Origin of the sequence: Collinsella sp. AF31-11 (assembly GCF_003475605.1) — a bacterium.
In the GTDB taxonomy this organism is placed as follows: Bacteria; Actinomycetota; Coriobacteriia; order Coriobacteriales; family Coriobacteriaceae; genus Collinsella.
On sequence record NZ_QRQS01000032.1, the window covers coordinates 1 to 544 of the forward strand.

1 protein-coding gene is annotated in these 544 nt (G+C 67.3%); it reads right to left on the reverse strand.

The window, feature by feature from the left end:
* The coding region (locus DWZ22_RS10560; protein WP_233546496.1) for a dTDP-glucose 4,6-dehydratase at window positions 1–544 on the reverse strand (544 nt) is incomplete at both ends.

Genomic DNA, 544 nt, shown 5'->3' on the forward strand with positions numbered 1-544 from the left:
AGCTTGGTGGAGTCGATGGCGTAGCGGCGGTCGTGGCCGGGGCGGTCGGCGACCCAGTCGAAGTCCTCGGGGTCGCGCCCCATCGCCTCGAGGATCATGCGCAGGACGGTGATGTTGTCCCTCTCGCCGTCGGCGCCGATGAGGTAGGTCTCCCCCGTGCGGCCCTTCGTGAGGATGTCCCAGACGGCCGAGGAGTGGTCCTCGGTGTGGATCCAGTCGCGGACGTTCTCGCCGCGGCCGTAGAGCTTGGGGCGCACGCCGTCGACGATGTTGGTGATCTGCCTGGGGATGAACTTCTCCACGTGCTGGTAGGGGCCGTAGTTGTTGGAGCAGTTGGAGATCGTGGCGCGCAGGCCGTAGGTGCGGGTCCAGGCGCGCACGAGCATGTCGGAGGACGCCTTGGTCGAGCTGTACGGGGAGCTCGGCTTGTACGGCGTCTCCTCGGTGAACTTGGCGGTGTCATCGAGCGCCAGGTCGCCGTAGACCTCGTCGGTGGAGACGTGGTGGTAGCGGACGCCGTATTTGCGGACGGCCTCCAGCAGGC